The following is an 18,433-nucleotide window of genomic DNA, read 5'->3' on the forward strand; positions in this document are numbered from 1 at the left end:
GGTGGCATTGCTATCCAACGCGTGTTACCCAGGGTCTTAATTTTGCCGTTTGTGAGTACTAGGGGGCGCTCAGTAACTCGTTCCCATACCGCATAGGAACCGCAGCAGTGCTTGGTTTCAAGCGCTGCAGTGCATTCCGTCAACTGCAGTTACAGTCCGTCACCGGAATTGCCCAGCTGATTGGGGGTCATGGCTAAGCATGCTAAGCGAGTCGAACTTTTTCAGGCCCGCTCAGCCCTCATCTGTTCCGTACACAGCCGGGTGCCTGTGATATATAACAATTCTTGTAGTGAGGACCATGGTGGAACCAGTGAGTACGCGCGTGATCATCGCCGATGACCACCCTGTTGTCCGCGCAGGAGCGCGAGAGATCATCAATCGCGACGTAACGGCCATCGTTGTTGGTGAAGCTGCAACGCCAGAGGAGATGATCGGGATGCTGGGGCGCGAACAGTGCGATGTCCTGGTCACCGATCTGACCATGCCAGGTGAACAACCTGATGGCCTAGCAATGCTGGATGCGGTTCACCGAAAGTATCCGTCAGTTGGCATCGTTCTATTGACTGTAAGTGCCAACTCGAGATTGCTGCAGCTGGTCGTTGCTTCTGGTGCCAGGTGCATTGTGAACAAGAATGCAGGGATGGATGAGTTGTCTCACGCTATCAATGCGGCAGCTCGCGGCAAGTCCTATATAGGCCAATCGCTCAAGTCAGTGCTTGCAGCTAGCCCGGCGGGCAAGCGTGTCAAAGGGGTTAGTCAACTTTCCCCCCGTGAGATTGATGTGCTTCGGCAGATTGCGGCGCATCGTACGGTTGGCGAGATCGCCGTACAGCAGATGCGAAGCGTGGCCACCATAAGCCATCAGAAAATTAGTGGAATGCGTAAGCTAGGTCTCAAGACGGACGCAGAGTTGCATGTGTTTCTCAGCAATGGCGAGCTTACGCTGTAGTCAGGTCCATTGTGCAAGCATTCGGTGGGTAAGGATAGAGGTTGGTGACTGAGGTCGCGTCGTCAATCCGCTTCCGCTCAAGTACGTGTGGATGATGGTCATTCAAGGTCCTTAAGCAATGCAGAAAGTTTCTCGATAGCGCCACTGCGATTGCTCATGGGGTCTCGCTCAATTTCTGCGGCCACCGCCGCCAGGGCGTGCTTGCCGATCAATCCAGCCGCGCCATGCAGGCGGTGGGCATAAAGCTCTATTTGCCGCCGATCAGCTTCTTGTAGGTGGGTGAGTAGCTCGGCTACATCGCGGGCCAGCAGCTGGTACAGATCAACGCCCATTTCCTCTTGCACCTGGCGCTGCAGTGCGTCACTCGCGGCGTCGTTCCCTGGTTCCACTGCACCTGCACTCCAGAGTGCCAGCATGCCTCGCAACTCAACCAAACGAATCGGCTTCTTCAGCACGCCGTTCATGCCGCTATCTTGGCAGTGCTTCAAGTGAGTGGCGTCGGTGGCAGCTGATATGGCAATTACTGGCAGCCTATCGGTACCGGCGATTCCGGAGCGACGGATCAGCCGGCAAGCCTCGTAGCCATCGATTTCAGGCATGAAGCAGTCCATCAGAACTATGTCGGGAAGCGCCCTGTCTTCGTGCAGTCGTGCGAGCGCGGCCTGTGCGCTATCTGACACCTCAGCGTCAATCCCCAGTCGCGCTAGCTGCTCGCTAAGCACCAAGCGATTGGGAGCGTGGTCATCTACGATCAGCACGCTCAGGCGGGGAATGCCGGAAATGGCATTGGTCGCGGCGTTCGTCGGCGCTTCCTCCGCCGGCTCTGCCGGAATCTGGAAGCAGACTGTGGTGCCTTCACCTTCTTCGCTAAATAGCTCGATGCGGCCTCCCATCAGCACTACCAATTCCTTGCTGATTGCCAGCCCAAGTCCGGTTCCCCCGTACCGCCGTGAAACGCTGCCATCTGCCTGGGTGTACGGATCAAAGATGTGGGACTGCAGCGCTGCGGGAATGCCGCACCCGGTGTCGCTAACCACGCAATGCAGCCAGGTCTTAGTCCCTTCAAGCGCTACGCTGATCGCCAATGTGATGCTGCCGCGCTCTGTAAACTTGCGAGCGTTGCCGAGTAGATTCAGCAGCACCTGGCGTAGCCGGGTAGGATCCAGCATCAGCCAGGTAGCGTGTTCGGGCAGATCGACATCCAGTTCGATACCGCGCTTCCGTAGCTCCCCGTCAAAGATCGAAGCCACGTTTCGGCCCAACCCGCAGATCTCAACTGGAACTTTCTCCAGCTGCATTTTGCCCTCGTCCAGTTTGGAGAGGTCTAGGACATTATCCAGTAGGCCGATCAACGCTTCGGCCGCTTGCTCTGCGGTCGCTGCGAGTTCTTGCTGACGCCCTTGCGTGGCTTGATCTGCAAGCACCTCGATGGCCCCTAACACGGCATTAATTGGAGTGCGGATCTCATGGCTCATAGTTGCCAAGAAGCGGGCCTTGACGCGCTCGCCCTCAATTGCCGTGCGTCTCGCCTGCATCGCCCACCGAGTAGCGATCGCCAACATGATGATCAACAGGACAACGGCGACAACCCATGGCCAGTTGTACTGGAGGACCGTCTTCAATGTCGGGGCGCCGAAATCCTCGCTCCGAAGCCAATGCTCGCGCAACTCTGACTCCTCCTTTGTGGAGATGGAGGACATTGCCTTCTCAATAATTGAGTGCAGCTGTGGCCAGTCCTTGCGGGTGGCGAAGTGCGCGGTCATCGCCATCGTGATGCGTGGGTGTGATATGTACAAATCACTGTCATCTCGACGGGCGATGAACGGTGCGAAAGTCATTGCCGTTCCCATGGCCGCATCCACCTTTCCATCCATAACCATCCGGAATGCATCCAGCGGCGTGCGTACCGGCACAACCTTGATAGAAGGATAGTTTCTCTGCAGCACGTCCGAGTACTGACCTTGGTCTCGGGCTGCCACCCGCTTGCCGGCCAAGTCGTCCATGGTCCAGACACTGGGATGGTCCTGTTTGGTGAAGACCACGCTGTATGCAGTCAGATAAGGGCGCGACAGCTGAACGGCTTCTACGGTGGCTGGGGAGAGGCGCTCCTCCATTGCATTCACCAGCATGTCGGCCTGGCCTGAAGTAACCGCGCTTTGTGCCGAGTTCCAGTCGCTGGCGTGCGTGAACTGGAAGTGCAGCCCGGTGCGTTCACCGATTAGGTTTAGATAATCAGAAGAAAGTCCTCCAAGCTGGTTGTCCCGCACGTACTCCAGTGGTGCCAGTTGTGCATCGGAGGTTACTCGGATCACTGGGTGTGCCTCTATCCAGTCCCGTTCCGCCTGGGTCAGCTGCACTGGCGAAGCAACTCCGAACATAGGTGCGCATCCCAACAGCAGTGCCGCCACCCTCAACGAGCTTAGATGACGTAGCGTCGCCGCTGTAGTGCGACCCAGGAAGGGCCATGCCACGGAACTAGGGTCGGGGAGCGTCATCGTTATTGTCCATTTGTGGCGGGCAAACAGCGTTCATGGCAGTCGCGCTGCCGAGCGACACATTAACGCGAAAGGCACGCTCAGGATAGAATTCGTGGCCTTTGTTGCTGTAGGAGGCGCGTGACGCCGTTCTTGCAGGCGCTGTGCAATGCTATCGAGGATTGCCGCGCGTTGCGGGAGCGCGCATTGCGGGCATACCGACAACTCCGCGCGAGACTCGATTCAGCCCTTCCTTACAGCGAATTGGAATCGCAACTTCTGCACTGCCTTGGTTTCGTTCGATGGCAGAGCAACGAGTGGAGCCGTAACCTGCAACCATTGTCAGCCTGAATCGGTGCCCAGTTGCACGTGTGCTGTAGCTGGTCGGGCTTGGGGCATGTGACCATACAGAGGGGTAAGGATGGTTGCAGTACTGGTATTGGTGGCAGTTGCAGCAGTAGCGGCGGCGTCAGTACGAGCGATAAAGCCCTTCGGTGCAGATCAAAATGCACCGTGCGAGCGGCGCTTTGATCGTCAAAAAGTGCCACATCTGTATCTCGATGGATCTACGGTCAGCGACTGGAGACGGCATCAGTACATCGACTTTTCCAGCTTCGGTCGAGCTTCCGTTGAAAGGTTGAGTCGCTTGGATATGGGAACGAGGTAATCGGGATGGCGCGTCGTTTTCGGCACGTAAATCGAACTTGTTCATCGAGGTCTGTGTCGCGTGCAAGGTTCAAATGCGACATTCCGTGTCATTTCCAAGCGCCTCTGCCAACTTTTGCGCAGAAAGCGCGTGAATGACTGTCGGTAGTCGTCGCGTGATGCCATGGGCAGGCTAGCATCATTGTTACTGGGACGTACATCGTTCCGACACGTGCTGGATGTCCTGATGAAGGCATTGAAGATAATAGATGGGGCGGGAAGGGCTAGGTCGCGGGCGTTCGCGATTCCCAGCATACTGCTACTGTTGGCTGCATCTGGCCGTGTCGCCGGCACGACGCCGATGGCGGCTGAGATGAAGGAGATTTGGCGGCCACAGCCCAGTATGCGGCGGGTGTACGGCGAGCCGCTGGTCTACCGCTTAGATATTGGGCGGTTGCATGCACTTCTTGAGGTTGTCCCAGGGCCTGATGGGATGATTTCGGCAGATGTGTCGCTGCCCTTGCCGCTGCCCGAGGGCGGCTGGAGCCAGTTCCGGTTACAGGACGCGGGCACGTTGCCGCCTGGGCTGGCGCGCCGGTATCCGCATCTGCGCAGTTTGCGCGGTGAAGATGCCTCCGGGCGCCAGGTCCGGCTGGATCTGTCCAGTGACCAGTTTACTGCCAAGGTTTGGGACGACGGTTATTCCTGGTCGATCCAAGCTGATCCTCGGACATCGTCATCCTCGCTGTACAGCGTGTCACGCCGGCCGATGGCGGCATCATCAATGCTGACGCAGCAGCGCCCACTGCTGGAACTGCTGGGCACTGGAGGCGGCAGTCACCTCGGCGAGAAGCCCGCTCCTTCTTCTGCCGCCCGCCTGCGTCATGATTTCCGCATTGCGGTGGTTGCTGGCAGCGCCTACACCGCCTTGTTCGGAGGCAATGCCGAGGATGGTCTATTCGGGGTGATGCGCACTGTCAACCAGATCAATCAGATTTATGAGACCGATCTCGGTGTCCATTTCACGCTGGTTGAGGCCAGTGACCGGTTGGTCTTGACTGACCCGAGCAGCGATCCTTTCGAGAAGATTCTCGATCAGTTTCCGCCCGACTTCGACCAGGCTTTCTTCCGTGCCAATGTCGAACTTCTGCGCCGCGAGCTTGGTGAGGAAGGCTACGATGTGGGGCATCTACTGCTTGCCGCCGATTGGGCTGAGGGAGGCATCGGAGGTAGCGGGGTGACTGGCAATAGCTGTGTGGTCGCCGCTGCGGGTGAGTCCATAGGCACGGACAAGGGAGCGGCGTGGTCGATTCATCCGGATCCAGTAAACGACCCTGTGGCCATATTGATCGTTGCGCATGAGCTTGGTCACCAGTTTGGTGCTTGGCATACCGCCAACGGATGTGGGCGGGAAGACAATCCTGCTGCTCGTGAGGAGTTTGCCTTTGAGCCGGGCAGTGGCTCGACGGTGATGGGCTATGCCACGACGCTGTGCCGTGATCCAAGCCATCAATTGCAGAGCCTCAGCGACGCCTATTTCCATGCGGGTAACCTGGCGCAGATCAACAGCTGGCTGGGATCCCGCGGGGGGCATTGTGCGGTCAGGCGCATCGATCCAGGCCCGGCTCCGTGGATCGATCCCACCTCAGTTCCGTCAGTGCCTACGATTCCTGCGCGTACGCCATTCCAGCTAGATGCAAAGGTTCCGCATGCCGCACCAAGTACAAAGCTGCGCTACGCCTGGGAGCAGATGGACGCCGGTAGCGTGCAGTTTGGGGAGCTGCAGGATGACGGACTGCGGCCGATCTTCCGCAGCTATCCACCGCAGTCGAGCAGTCATCGCAGCTTTCCACGATTGGCCGCGATCCTCGGCGAGCAGTCACTGGGACCAGGTGAGGCATATCCACAGACCAGTCGTGACTTGCATTTCCGCCTAACTGTTCGTGACCAGCAGGGCCGCACCGACAGCGCTGATGCAACTGTTCGGGTGGTCGATACCGGTCAGCCATTCTCCGTGCTACAACCGCTGGCCGATGTAGGCTGGACGCAGGGCGAGTTGCAATGGGTACGTTGGCAAGTAGCTGGGACGGCGGCCGCACCGATAAACTGCAGTACGGTCAGTCTTGATTTATCCGTGGATGGTGGCTATCACTATCTCCCTGCGCCATTAGCCGTGGCTGTGCCAAACATCGGCGAGGCTGTTGTAGTGGTGCCGGCCCTGGTGGCGGCCACTGCGCGCGCACGGGTTCGCGCACGATGCGACGGCAACGTTTTCTATGCAATCTCTCCCGGAGATTTCAAGATCATACCCTGATCAAAAGGTTGCATCTTCGCACACCGGAAAGCTATTGAAGCGTCCCCACTATTTGAGTCCTTAGAAGCAGAGGTGAGTGGGTCGTGCCATTGCGGAGTTGGTGGCAGTTCGGTCAGCCAGCGGTGTGATCAGACTTCGTTACGGAGTGAGGCCAGTCGTGATCAGATCGTCCCGAGCAGATGACGCCAGCCGACGGCTGGCATACGTCCTGCCCTTTTCATCGCCTCTTTCTGGATCTGCTCCTGGATCCCTATGGTCGATGCTTGTGAATCAATCCTAGCCATGCGTCACCATCTAGAAGGCTCCTCCAGGGCGTAATAGTTTATGTAAAGTATTTCCTCATCATGTTATCGAGGGCGCCGACGTCGCAAAGCCCTTCATTCCTGTGCTAGATTGAAAGCTGTATTGAATGAATGGGGCGCTAGCGCATCTTCGGATTTTCCCCTCGCATTATGCTCAGGAGTAGGGGGTGCCCCGAATTGCGGCCGGGGTGCGATTGCTTAAAGTTGCGCTGTCAGCCATGGTTTGTGCCGACAGCGCTGACTTTTCCTATCCGCCCGGCCCAGCGCGAAATGGGCAAGGGCGGAGATACGTTTTAATCTTTTGAGGATCTCTTTATCGAAAGTTCTGCTATCGAAGATCCTCTCGTTTGCGCCTAACTCGCAGTGTTTCACTCCGGTCGCGGACTAGTCAATTTGCTGCGGGCAATTTTGAAAATCAGCAAGAATTAAGGGTGGCGTTCATCGCTGCTCGTGTCAAAGGAGATAGTCCCATCAATGCAAGTTGTGGCACTGCCTCCAACCCACACTTCATCATGCTCGCGCTGGACGGTGATCCTCCCTGCGCGACCCAGACATGTTCCTTGTTGGACCGTGTATGTATCAGCGCCCACGCCCAGCCGTGCAAACCAACTTCCTATACCCGCCTGTAGGCTTCCGGTTGCGGGATCCTCTGGAACGGCATCGCCGGCAATGAAGGCGCGTGATTCAAACAATGTTTCGTTCGCGATTTCCTGATTGTGCACGGGACCAATAATTCCTATCGCCAAGCCATGCAGTTTGGAGTATTCCGGAACAACAGCCAGTACGTGCTTATGGCTGGGAAGCCGGAGGGCCAGCCAACCTGCACCATTGTCTACCCAAGCTGCGTCTAAGACGTCACTTGGCTTCAGTCCCAGTCCATCGCAGACACGGGTCAGCAATTCGGGCTCCAGCGGTCCGTTCTTCAGAAGCGGGGGGGCCTTGAAGGCCAGTGACATTGAGGCTGCTTGTCTTGCCGGCTCGGATGAGCATCCCGCCTGTTCGGCGAATGGACGGGAGCCGCGGCGAATCTCGACGAGGCCAGCGCCGCACTGCTGCAGAACGGAGGCTCCACGTGGCAGGCCGCCAGATTGAATCCATGCACGGCACGCTCCCAGGGTGGGATGGCCAGCGAACGGGAGTTCTCCCAGAGTTGACCAAATGCGTACCCGGTAATCCGCTGCGGGATTGGTGGGTGGCAGCAGGAACACTGTCTCACTGAGTCCAAGCCATTGAGCAACTTCAAGCATGCGTTGGTCCGTAGGTGGGGTGTTGCAATGGACTATCGCCACGGGGTTGCCGCGCATGGGCGCTTCTCCGAATACGTCAACTTGGGTGTAGCGCAATGTGTCCATGAGAGAGGTAGACCTGGGGAAAGAGGGAGGGGGAGCCAAGTTGAAGTGGGGGCTGGCCTTTCTGGCATCGATCAGATCAATCGCCTTTCGGTTGAAGCTTCATCGAGGCGATTAAGGTAGCGAAGGGGGCCTGTGATCGCCATGCAAACTGTTGCAACTTGTGCCCTCTGCGGAGGAGCCGCATCGGCAGGGCGGTCCACCCATCGCTTGTGCTTTGACGCCGCAGCGATCATGCGCGCCGCCGTCGCAAGGGAAGGGCGTGACGCAATCCACGCCAGAGCGGTCTCCGGCTGCACTGAAGGGCAGCACAGACGTTGCCTCGCCGTTTTGTCGCAAATGGGTCTATCGCAGCGTTTTCGTACGATATCTAAAGCCATGGGGCGGGACGAGAGGCTACATTCCGCCCGCCGAAGCAACGGTGGTATTCGGCTGTCCTGTACAGAATCAGTTCGGGGCGCGAACTATTTTTCCGGCGACCGAACCCATCTGATTGCTTGGGTACTCCATGCAAGCGGGAAGCCGTTTGCCCGGAACCCCAACAGTGGGGCATCACCTTCGTCCTTCGTTGTGATCCCACGTACCCATTGAGCTCAGGAGTTGTATGACCACCAGCAAGAAAGAACCCGGCGTGTCCGGATTCGAACTCAGCAATGCTGCGATGCAGGCCACCATTGGCCAGAACGACAATCCTTCCACCGAAATTTCTGGTTTGGCCACGCCGCACATCGACATGGCCATCGACGATGTCGGCGCTCAGCAGGGTTCGATCGGCAACGGTGGCAGCAGCGACGACCGAGCCCCGCGCCTTAGTGGCAGCGGACAGCCCGGTAGTATCGTGAGCATCTACGACAACGGGGTGAAGATTGGCAGTGCTCGGGTCGACGCTTCCGGTGGTTGGATCTTCCAGGTCAAGCAGCCGCTGAGCCTAGGCGAACATGAGCTGCTGGTGAGCGGGCTGGGCCAGTCCTCCGATCCGTTCGTGCTCGACATCACCGGTTCCAGCGTGGCTCCGCCGAACATCCTGTCGGCGTTTGACAATGCGGGGGGTCACTGGGGCCGGGTCAATGATGGCGGTAGCACTGATGATGCGACTCCTGAGCTGAGCGGCGTTGGCCAGCCTGGCAGCATGGTCGACATCTACGATAATGGCGTGAAGATCGGCAGCGCCGCGGTCACTGCCAACGGTACCTGGAGCTGGATGGTCACCCCGGCGCTGAGCCTAGGTGAGCACCGCTTCACGACCAACGGCGGTGGCGTATCGTCCAATCCCTTCGTACTCAATATCAGTGCGCCCGATGCTCCCACGGCGAACCCTGCGCCGGGTACTGACCCGCCGCCGCTGGAGCAGGAAGAGCAGCCCGGGCAGACTGAGGTCAACCTGGCCGCGCCGCACATCGACATGGCCTTCGACGATGTTGGTGCACTGCAGGGCCCGGTCGGCAACGGTGGCAGCACCGATGACCGCACCCCGCTGTTGAGCGGTACCGGCCAGCCGGGCAGCATCGTCAGCATCTTCGACAACGGGGTCAGGATCGGAAGCGCGAGGGTCGACGCTTCCGGTGCTTGGACCTTCCCGGTCCGTCAGCCGCTGGGCGAAGGTGAGCACGCATTCCTGGTGACCGGTCTGGGCCAGAGTTCCGATCCGTTTGTACTGGAGATCACCGGTACCGCTGCTGCCCCGCCGAGCATCGAGTCGGCTTTCGACAATGCCGGCCAGCAATGGGGACGCATCGGCAGCGGTGATAGCACCGATGACGCCACCCCTCAGCTGAGCGGTACTGGCGAGCCGGGCAGCACGGTGACCATCTTCGATAACGGTCAGCCGATCGGCACCGTGCTGGTCAATCTAGATGGCAGCTGGAGCTGGACGGTTGCGCAGCCGTTGGGCGCGGGCGAGCACCAACTGGTGGTCAACAGCGGGGGCGCTGACTCCAATCCGTTCGTGCTGAACGTCACCGGGCCGGGTCCGATAGCGCCGAGCATCGTGTCTGCCTTCGACGATGTCGGGCAGCAGCAAGGGCCGGTTGGCAGCGGTGCCCGCATCGATGATGCCACCCCGCGGCTGGGTGGCAGCGGCCAGCCGGGTGGCACTGTGGATATCTACGACAACGGCCAGAAGATCGGCAGTGTGCCGGTCGACCAGAATGGCACCTGGTCGTGGACGGTGACCCCGGCGCTGACGGTGGGCATGCATCAACTGGTGGCCATCAGTGATGCTGGCAGCTCCGGGCCGTTCGTGCTAGACATCACGTCGCAAGCGCCTGCACCAGTGAAGCCGGACATCCTTTTCGCCTTCGATGACGCCGGCCCGCAGGGCGGCGAGGTGCGCAGCGGTGGCAGCACCGACGACACCACCCCGCGTCTGAACGGTACCGCCCAGCCGGGTACGTTGGTCAGCATCTACGATAACGGTCAAAGGATTGCGACTGTTCCGGTAAGTCCAGATGGCAGCTGGGCATGGACCGTGATGCCGGCACTGGGGCCAGGCGCGCACCAGTTTGTAGTCAGCGGCGGCGGAGCTCTTTCGGGTCCGTTCGTGCTTGAGATCACACCGCCGGCAGCGTCCAAACCGAGCATCCTGTCCGCCTTCGATGACGCCGGCCAGCAGTGGGGAGAGGTGCGCAGTGGTGGCAACAGCGATGACACCACGCCGCGCCTGAACGGCACCGGTAAGCCGGGCAGCGTCGTGGATATCTTCGACAACGGAGAGAAGATCGGTAGCGTGCAGGTCGGCCCTTACGGCACCTGGGCATGGACGGTTGCTCCGGCACTGGACGCCGGCTCGCACCAGCTGATGGCCAAGGGCGGCGGCGTTTCGTCCGATCCGTTCGTGCTGGAGATCACCCCGCCCGTCCCAGTCAAGCCGGATATTGTGTCCGCCTACGATGATGTCGGCTACCAGCAAGGCGTAGTTGCCGACGGTGGCAGTATCGACGACACCACTCCGCGTCTGAGTGGTACCGGCAAGCCGGGCAGCATAGTCGACATCCATGACAACGGAGAGAAGATCGGCAGCGTGCCGGTGGATGGGAGTGGCCACTGGGCGTGGACGGTGACGCCGGCGCTTGAAGCCGGTGCGCACCAGCTGGTGGCCAGCAGCGGTGGCGTTTCTTCCGATCCGTACGTGCTGGACATCCGCGGTGTGCCGGTTGCCGAGAAGCCGGTGATTGTCGGCATCGAGGATCGGGTGGGGCCCGATACCGGCAACATCGAGAATGGTGGCGGCACCGACGATACCCATCCGATCCTGCGTGGCACCGGTGTGCCAAACAGCGCTATGGAGATCCTTTTGACCGATGCCGATGGCATCGGTGGCCTACACCTGGGCTATGCCACCGTCGACGGCGATGGGAACTGGGAGTATCAAGTGTCCGAGGAGTGGGCGCTGGGTGGTTTGGAGCACTTCATGGCCAGCGGCGAAGGCGGTACGTCCGATGTCTACGTGATCGACATCCAGCTTCCCAACAGCGATCAACCCGTTGCGATGCCCTCGCAGACCGATGACGGTCTTGCCGGGCTGGCCCTGGAGGATCTGCTGCAGCCCGGTGTTGAGCTATTTGCCGAGGCGGCGGGCATCGACGCAGTGCAGGATGTCGAGCTGCTGCTGGATACCTCGCCGACGGCCGAAACCTGCGACGGTGCGTATGTGGCAGTGCAGCCGACCCCGATGCAGCCTTGGGAAGTGCAGGCCAGCTGAGTTGGCGTGATGGGTTGACGGCCTGCTTTTCAACTCAGGCCGGCGGTCTCCGATTGGGGATCGTCGGCCGCTGCACGCAGGGTCCGTAGCGGGCCGAGGCCAGACCGGCCGCAGGCTCCCCGCATCCGCACGCAGGCGCTCTCACTACTGCGTCGATTCACCCCTGCGGGTGTGCAATGGCAGTGCGTTACGGGTACATCCGAGGTAGATCCAATGAATGTCTCCAACTCGGCCCCTGCGTCCAGCGAATACGTGGAGGCCATCCAAGGCGCTGATCGCATCGACGATACGCTGCTCGACAGCGTGTCTTGGATCTGCAGCCATCATGGCCAGCATCGCTCCGCCGAAGCCTTGCTGGCGGGCCTACCCAAGGCAGGGCGGCTAACGCCCTCGTTGGCACTCGCAGCGCTTGAGCAGGCCGGTCTGATCGGCGGCATCATACAACGTCCACTGGCCAGGCTGTTTGATTCGCTGGCACCGTTCATCCTGCTGCGCAAGGATCATGGAGGCATGGTCTATCTCGGCCGCCAGGGCCAGGATGAACAGCTGCGCTATCGCGTGGTGCTGCCGGACAGCGGTTGCCAGGCCGTGGAGCTGGACGCCGCGGAGATGGCCAGCCTCTATTCGGGCTATGCAATCTTGGTCAAGCCCCGGGCCAGGGTTGATGCACGCGCCGGAGCGGAAGCGCCGCAGGCAAGCGGGCATTGGCTGCGTTCTACGTTGTGGCACTACCGGCGTTACTACCTCAGCGCCGCGCTCGGTGCGTTGCTGATCAACGTGCTTGCGCTGGCGACCATCTTCTTCACCATGAACGTCTACGACCGCGTGGTGCCCAATCTGGCGTATGTCACCTTGTGGTCGCTGGCCATCGGCGTATCGGTTGCGCTCGTGTTTGAAGCGATCGCACGGTATGCACGCGCGCACCTGCTCGACATGGCCGGCAAGAAAGCCGATCTGGTCATGGGCAGCATCCTGTTCCGCCAGGCGATGTCGATCCGCATGGAACATAAGCCTGCATCGGCAGGATCGTTCGCCAACCAGCTGCGCGAGTTCGAGTCGGTCAGGGACTTCGTAACCTCGGCGACGCTGAGTGTGATTTCAGACTTGCCGTTCGTCATCCTATTCGCCGCTCTCATCTTCGCCATCGGCGGCCCACTGGGCTGGATCCCGTTGCTGGTAATTCCGCTGATTCTGCTGGTCAGCATCGTGGCGCAATGGCCCCTAGCCAGGACCATGCAGGAAAACCTGCGTGAAGCGTCGCTCAAGCAGGGGGTGTTGATTGAATCCGTGGAAGGTCTGGAAACCCTCAAGGCCGTCGCCGGTGAAGGCTTCATGCAGCGCCGTTGGGAGCGCTTCAGTGGCATGGCCGCAGATACATCGATGAAGTCGCGGCAGCTGTCCACGCTGGCGATCAACCTGGTCACCTCGCTGCAGCAGCTGCAGACCGTAGCCCTAGTGGTGTACGGGGTCTATCTCATCGGCGAGGGGCTGATTACCCAGGGCAGCCTGATCGCTGCGGTAATGCTGGCCGGCCGGGTCACCGCGCCGCTGGGCCAGGTAACCGGGCTGGCTGTGCGTTTCCAGCAGACCAAGGCCGCGCTGGTTTCGTTGAACAAGCTGATGGAGATGCCGACCGATCGCGGCAGTGCTCAAGATTACATCGCGTGCCCGCAGCTAAGCGGCCAGCTGACTTTACGTGGCATCGGCTTCAGCTATCCGCAGCAGGGCATGCAATCCAGTCCTTTGGTGCTGCAGGGCATCGACATCAACATCGGGGCCGGCGAGAAGCTGGCCATCCTCGGTCGCATCGGCAGTGGCAAATCGACCCTGCTGCGGATCATGGCACGGCTCTTCCAGCCGGTGCAGGGACAGCTGCTCAGCGACGGCATCGATGTAACCCAGATCGATCCTGCCGACTGGCGCCGTGCTGTGGGTTATGTCGGCCAGGATGCACGCCTATTCTATGGTTCGCTGCGCGAGAACGTGATGATCGGGCGGCCGGACGCGAGCCCGGAGCAGCTGCTGCGGGTGCTCCGCCTGTGCGGCCTTGACGTGGTGGCCAGCCGTCATCCCATGGGCATCAACCTGCCGATCGGCGAGGGCGGGCAGGGCCTGTCCGGCGGCCAAAGGCAACTGGTGGCGCTGGCCAGGACCTTGTTGTCGCGACCGCGCCTTCTGCTCCTGGATGAACCCACCAGCGCAATGGATGCGCAGACCGAGGCGCGGTTTCTGCAGCACCTGCACCGTGCGGTACAGGGGCAGACGCTGGTGGTGGTGACCCACCGGCCCTCGCTGTTGAAGCTGGTCGACCGCGTGGTCATCGTCGAAGACGGCAGCGTTGCCGCCGACGGTCGAAAGGAAACGATCCTGGCCCGGTTTCGCGGCAAGCACGGCTCGCTGGAGGATACGGCATGACTTGGCTGAAAAAAAAGGTCCGCCTCCGTACGCAGCCGACCCTGTCCGCCGCTGATGCTGCCTTCATGGACGATGTCCGGCAGTCGCTACTGAGCCAGTCGCCCCCTAGTTCTAGGCGCATGCTGTATCTGATCCTTGCGGTGCTGCTGGCGGCGATATGCTGGGCTTGGTTTGCCCGCGTCGAGGAGATCACCCGTGGCGAGGCGACCATCATTCCGCAGAGTCGTGAACAGGTCATCCAGAGTCTGGAGGGTGGCATCCTGGTCGAGATGAACGTCCGCGAGGGCGATATTGTCGACAAAGGCCAGGTGCTGCTGAAGATCGATCCGACCCGGGCCAAGGCCAGTTACAGTGAGGCGTACTCCAAGGCGCTGGGCCTGAAGGCCTCGATTGCCCGCCTGCGTGCTGAAGCCTACCAGGCGCCGTTGGAATTCCCCGAGGACGTACTGGAAGATGTCGCCATCACGGGCAAGGAAGCGCAGGCGTACCAGGCTCGCAAGCGCGCGCTAGAGCAATCGGTCGCCGCATCGCATCGCAGCCATACGTTGGCCATGAAGGAGATAGATCTGGCTAGGCCGCTGGTTGCGCGCGGCCTGATGTCGGAGGTCGAACTACTGCGGATGCAGCGCCAAGCCAATGACTTGCAGATCCAGGTAGTCGAGCATCGCAACAAGTTCCGTGCCGAAGCCAGCGCCGAGCTTGCGCGCTCGGAACTGGAACTGTCGCAGACCATCGCAAACCTGGTCGGACGCGCCGACATCGTTGATCGCACTACGCTCAACGCACCGTTGTACGGAACGGTGAAGAACATTCGGGTGCATACCATCGGTGGAGTGATCCAGCCGGGCGAGCACATTCTAGAAATTGTCCCGCTGCAGGACCAACTGCTGGTGGAGGCGAAGATCAAGCCCGCAGACGTCGCGTTCTTGCGACCCGGGTTGCCGGCCACGGTGAAACTCTCTGCCTACGACTACGGTGTCTATGGTGGCCTGCTGGGGCGCCTGCAGCTGGTCAGTGCCGACACCCTGAAGGACGAGGCCAACGCGGCCAGCGGGCGCCCGGATGACAGCTACTACCGGGTGCTGGTACTGACTGACAGCAACGCGCTGCAGGTTGCTGGAAGGAGGCTGCCGATCATTCCAGGCATGACAGCCACGGTTGAGATCCGCACCGGCGAAAAGACCGTGCTGGACTATCTGTTGAAGCCGGTATTCAAGGCGAAAGAAGCCTTCAGGGAGCGTTGATGAAGAAGATGCCCACGGCACGTCACAGACTGTCGGCATGGATAGCGCCGATCATGCTGTCGTGGCTGGGGCTGGCGGGCGCCGCTCTGGGCGGTGCGGCTGCCGCCGATGAGGTGCCGCCGGACGCCGCTGCGACAGTGTTTGCGCAGTGGCTGGATGACCGTTCCGATCAAACCGGAAACGCCGTTGACCCAGTTCCGTTGAGCGAAGACGAGCTGCGCACGCTGCTGTCCGCTGCGGTACGGAACGCGATGCTGCGCAGCCCCGCAGTGGGTGAATCGGAAGCTTTGTGGGGCGCGGCGTTGTCCGACGTCGACCAGGTCAAAGGGTGGCGCTGGCCGCAGGTGGAGATAGGCTCGCAATCCCAAGCCTTGACCGTGGACAGTGGGCGTGGCACCAGCAACAGCAACAGCATGGATGTGGCGCTGAGCCTCAAGGTGGTGACCCCGCTCTACGATTTTGGGCGCACCCGCGGCACCCTCAAGAGCCGCGAGCAGTCCGCCCTGGCCGCCGCCGAGCAGTACGCCGCGCAGCAGCAGAACAATGCCGCGCAGGTCACCGTGTACATCGTCGAGTTGTCCAAACAGCGACTGCTGGCAGAAGTGGGGCAGAGTTACATCCACCGCCTGCGTTCGCTGGTGGCGATGCTTGCCGAGATCGTCAAGGTCGACCCGGGCCGCGCCAGCGAGTTGACCCAAGCCAAGGCGCGGTTACTTCAGGCCCAGACCAGTCTGGATATGACGCTTTCGCGCTGCCGCGATGCCGAACTGGCATTGCAAAAGCTGCTGGGCGACGAACTGCCGGTACTACCATTGAAACGCAGCTGGGCGCTGCAACCGGTCGGGCTGGAGCAATTGCTGGACCAGATGCCGGCGCATCCGCTGCTGCTTCAGGCCAAGGCCGAAAGCCAGGCGGCGCAGTGGCAAACAGAAGCGATCCGTTCTTCGGCGTGGCCACAGCTGGATTGGGTCATCAACAAGACCATGGGCCGCGGCGAGACCGGCACGCAGCAGCCCTGGGAAACGCGTCTCGCGCTGAGCTGGAAGGTGTTCCAAGGGGGCGCACAACGTGCTGCCCGCGCGGCGTCCGCGCAACGCACTGCAGCCAGCAAGCTGCGCGAGGAGCAGATCCGCCTGGATCTGGAATATGAGTTGCGCAGCGCCACCCAGGATGCCCAGACGCTATACCAGCGGGCTGATGCATATCGTGAGCTGGTGGCCGAATCAGAACTGATCCGCAAGGCATTCTTCGAGCAGTGGTACCACTTGGGGCGGCGCACTCTGCTCGATGTGCTGAGTGCGGAAAGCGATTACTACAGCAACCAGGTTAATGAAGTGAGCAGTCGTTTCGATGGCTACAATGCGGTGCTGCGGGGGCGCAGCGGTGCTGGTGGCCTGTTGCAGTGGCTGCACGTAAAAGGTTGATGCGCTACCGGCCCGCCGGTGCTTACGTGTGAACCGCGCATCGACGAATGTGTGTGAAAGTGTTTTCACATTCGCAAGCTATTGACCGAACGGTCTCGGACCCGACATTGCATGTTGCTAGAGCCGGCCTGAGAGATTTCTGAGCGCGATGTGAAGCGCGGGAGAATACGCTGAAGAACTTTGCGCTACATCGGACGGTAGCGGCGGCCGCTGGCCCGTAAGCTTGAGGGTCAGCCGGATTGCGCATGACTCGACCGTAGCCGCTCGTCACGTAGTTCTTTCTTAGATATATGGTGCGGGGATTTGGCTCTCTACGGCATCTGCACGCCAGCCTTCGACAGGGCATGGGCTGCTCGTTGAAGTTGGACTCGGCCCATTAAAGTAGGGTGCCTACCTTTGCGCTAAAGCTCTGCAAGGGGGCCATACGTGGAGGGCGCAGGATGGCCCTCCGCTCCCGAGACTTAGCAAGAAAGCCTTGTGATTTTCAGTGCGGATGTCTCATCTACAAAGAATGGTGACGCCAAATGCTCTGAGTGTGAGCTCCCGCAGCAGGTGCATCGCGCCTGCTCTAAATGGCTTTCTGCAGCCAAAGTCACTCGTGACTAAGGAGTCGTTCGCCGTGCGAAGGGTTGGGCGGCTGCCGACAAGTACACAAGTAGCGCCGCGTTCTTCTTCATAGACCGTGGCCCACACCCCGAGTAGTTCAGCGCCCCAGACCTATAAGGTCCTTGATCCTGAACAACTCGCCAATGCTCCTGATCTCGAGTTTGGTGAAGGCAGTTCGCTTCTGAGAGCTGATGGTGGACTGACCTCGACCGTGCTTCAGCGCAATCTCGTTGATCGTCAAGCCGCGAATCAAGTCATCGAGAATCTCTCGCTCACGCGAGGAAAGCCTTGCGCCGAGCTCGCCAGGTTTTGCCGAGGTTGAGTTCTTCTCGGCACTCGAAGTCCTCAGCAGTGGTGACTCCGCGCCCAGGCTGGGAGGGAGGGTGCGCCGCCCCTTGGCCGCTTGACGGACAGCCAGCACCAGCTCGGAAGCTGCTGCATTCTTATTTACGAACGCTGTGCCCCCGAGTTGCAGTGCTCTAGCGACATTGGCAGGAACATCGTCAACCGACAGTACCAAGATCCGGCAGCCCGGATGGCGTTGGACGACTTGTGAAATCAAGGCCATGCCGTCGATGTCGCCTTCGCCAAGGCGCAGGTCAACAAGCAGTACGTCCGGTACTCGGATCTCTAGCGCATTCAGAAGCTCAGTTGACGTAGCGAAGCTTCCGACCAGCTCGAGATCGCATTCGCGAGACAGCAGTGTGCCTAGACCAAACCGCACGATGTCGTGATCGTCGACCAGCGCGACACTGATGGCGTGAGCAGTAGAAAGCGTCACTGGCGTACCTCATTGGCGGTGGGCGGGACAAGAGTAGCCGTTAAGGCGGTGCGGGATCCGGTTCTAGGGCGGGATGAACGATTCATTCAGCTTTCTTGGTCGGATGTGCCGTGGGGGCTTTCAAACAATATCTATGTTTCGGGAACTTTGCCAACAGTATCGTTTGCCACCTCGCTTGAGCCAATTGCGACGCCCACCGACCTCCTCAACGGCGGCAAAACGGCAACAAA

General features: G+C 60.3%; 9 protein-coding genes. 6 read left to right on the forward strand and 3 right to left on the reverse strand.

What is annotated here, in order from left to right; translation table 11 throughout:
• The first annotated feature begins 322 nt into the window (after window positions 1–322).
• On the forward strand, window positions 323–949 hold the full coding sequence (locus ACVOLJ_RS08640; protein ID WP_481563936.1) for a response regulator: 627 nt from the start codon (window positions 323–325) through the stop codon (window positions 947–949).
• Between the two features lie 98 nt (window positions 950–1,047).
• On the opposite strand, the gene ACVOLJ_RS08645 is transcribed toward ACVOLJ_RS08640, so the two are convergent.
• Entirely contained in the window at window positions 1,048–3,327 is a 2,280-nt protein-coding gene (locus ACVOLJ_RS08645; protein ID WP_481563937.1) for an ATP-binding protein, read from the reverse strand.
• A 988-nt stretch (window positions 3,328–4,315) separates the two neighbouring features.
• On the opposite strand from ACVOLJ_RS08645, the gene ACVOLJ_RS08650 reads away from it, so the two are divergent.
• Window positions 4,316–6,382: a reprolysin-like metallopeptidase gene (locus ACVOLJ_RS08650; protein WP_159093612.1), complete on the forward strand. Its 2,067-nt coding sequence runs from the start codon at window positions 4,316–4,318 to the stop codon at window positions 6,380–6,382.
• A 727-nt stretch (window positions 6,383–7,109) separates the two neighbouring features.
• Here ACVOLJ_RS08650 and ACVOLJ_RS08655 read toward each other — a convergent pair.
• Entirely contained in the window at window positions 7,110–8,036 is a 927-nt protein-coding gene (locus tag ACVOLJ_RS08655) for a PhzF family phenazine biosynthesis protein (RefSeq protein ID WP_108772003.1), read from the reverse strand.
• Between the two features lie 601 nt (window positions 8,037–8,637).
• Here ACVOLJ_RS08655 and ACVOLJ_RS08660 point away from each other — a divergent pair.
• The 4 genes from ACVOLJ_RS08660 to ACVOLJ_RS08675 all read left to right on the forward strand — a co-directional run bounded on the left by ACVOLJ_RS08660 (window position 8,638) and on the right by ACVOLJ_RS08675 (window position 16,816).
• A complete protein-coding gene (locus ACVOLJ_RS08660; protein WP_108772002.1) occupies window positions 8,638–11,733 on the forward strand; it encodes an Ig-like domain-containing protein in 3,096 nt (1,031 codons plus the stop codon).
• 252 nt (window positions 11,734–11,985) lie between these two features.
• The gene (locus ACVOLJ_RS08665) at window positions 11,986–14,148 is read left to right on the forward strand and encodes a type I secretion system permease/ATPase (RefSeq protein WP_481563938.1); all 2,163 of its coding nucleotides are present in this window, start codon (window positions 11,986–11,988) and stop codon (window positions 14,146–14,148) included.
• On the forward strand, window positions 14,145–15,392 hold the full coding sequence (locus tag ACVOLJ_RS08670; protein ID WP_108772000.1) for an HlyD family type I secretion periplasmic adaptor subunit: 1,248 nt from the start codon (window positions 14,145–14,147) through the stop codon (window positions 15,390–15,392). Before ACVOLJ_RS08665 ends, ACVOLJ_RS08670 begins: the two co-directional genes overlap by 4 nt.
• Window positions 15,392–16,816: a TolC family protein gene (locus tag ACVOLJ_RS08675; RefSeq protein ID WP_481563939.1), complete on the forward strand. Its 1,425-nt coding sequence runs from the start codon at window positions 15,392–15,394 to the stop codon at window positions 16,814–16,816. The genes ACVOLJ_RS08670 and ACVOLJ_RS08675 overlap by 1 nt, the downstream gene beginning before the upstream one ends.
• A 703-nt stretch (window positions 16,817–17,519) precedes the next feature.
• Here ACVOLJ_RS08675 and ACVOLJ_RS08680 read toward each other — a convergent pair.
• Window positions 17,520–18,203, reverse strand: a complete 684-nt coding sequence (locus tag ACVOLJ_RS08680) for a response regulator transcription factor (protein ID WP_108771998.1) — start codon at window positions 18,201–18,203, stop codon at window positions 17,520–17,522.
• Between the last annotated feature and the right edge of the window lie 230 nt (window positions 18,204–18,433).

It is taken from the genome of Stenotrophomonas sp. STEN046 (assembly GCF_056759755.1).